Source organism: Celeribacter naphthalenivorans, from assembly GCF_020524585.1.
Classification (GTDB): Bacteria; Pseudomonadota; Alphaproteobacteria; order Rhodobacterales; family Rhodobacteraceae; genus Celeribacter; species Celeribacter naphthalenivorans.
The window spans coordinates 1-1,305 of record NZ_JAIVLK010000024.1; the positions used below are offsets into that span (position 1 = coordinate 1).

Genomic DNA, 1,305 nt, shown 5'->3' on the forward strand with positions numbered 1-1,305 from the left:
GGGTAATCCCCCCCCGATTTTAGTGGGATGCGGCAGTAGAATTTTCTCGGCAGGATGAACGAGGAGATTCCGATGAAGAAGACACGTTTCACCGAAGCGCAGATCATGGGTGTGCTACGCCAGATGGAAGGCGGCGTGCCGGCGGCCGAGCTGTGCCGCGAACATGGCATGAGTAGCGCCACGCTGTACAAGTGGCCGGCGAAGCATGGTGGCATGGATGCGAGCCTGATTTCGGAGATGAAGGCGATGGCTGAGGAAAACCGCCGCCTGAAGCGCATGTACGCTGACGTCAGTATGCAGAATGACCTCCTCAAGGAGGCTTTGGGAAAAAATGATCCGGCCAGCTCAACGCCGAGAGCTGGCCGTGAAAGCGGTGGCGATGAAGGGCGTCAGCATCGCATTCGACCATTGTCCTTGGACCGATGGCGGACATGGTCTCATCGTGTCGGGCGTTCGATGTCAGCGAGGCATGCTATCGATATAGCCCGAAGCTCGATGACGAGAACGAACAGATTGCCGATCTGCTGCTCGGGCTGACGAAGGCAAAGAAGACCTGGGGCTTCGGCCTGTGTTTCCTCTACATGCGCAACGTCCAAGGATGAGCCATTGGAACGCCATTGGTCCGAGAGACAATGGCGAATGCTGGAACCACAAGCGCGTGTACCGGATCTACCGCGAGCTGGAGCTGAATCTGCGGATCAAGCCGCGCAAGCGGCTGAAGCGGGACAAGCCCGAGGCCTTGGAGGTGCCGGAGGCTGCGAATGATGGTCCATGGATTTCATGGCTGATCGACTTGGAGATGGGCGCCAGTTCCGCCTGCTGAATGACGAGCCATTGTCCGCCATTGGTCCGAGGACAATGGCGAGTGACGACTTCAACCGTGAAGGTTTGGGCATCGAGATCGACTTCTCGCTCCCCGCCGAACGCGTCGTCCGGGCGCTGAACCAGATCATCGAATGGCGTGGCGCACCGAAGACGATCAGGGTCGACAAAGGTCCGGAATACATCAGCGGTACGCTCATGGAATGGGCCGAACACAAGGGCATCGCCCTGGCCCACATCCAGCCCGGAAAGCCGCAGCAGAACGCTTATGTCGAGCGCTACAACCGGACGGTCCGGCATGAATGGTTGGACCTACACATCTTCGAAAGCATCGACGAGGTGCAGCAGATTGCCACCGAATGGCTCTGGTCCTACAACAATGAGCGCCCGAACATGGGCAACGGCGGGATGACACCCGCACAGAAACTGAGAATGGCCGCGTAAACTCTAAGACCAAGCCCCAGTAAAAACGGGGGGATTACC

The 1,305-nt window shown here is 58.4% G+C and carries 1 pseudogene; it reads left to right on the forward strand.

What is annotated here, in order from left to right:
* Positions 1-72: 72 nt before the first annotated feature.
* Positions 73-1,266: pseudogene (locus LC094_RS21505) on the forward strand (IS3 family transposase).
* The last annotated feature ends 39 nt before the right edge of the window (positions 1,267-1,305 follow it).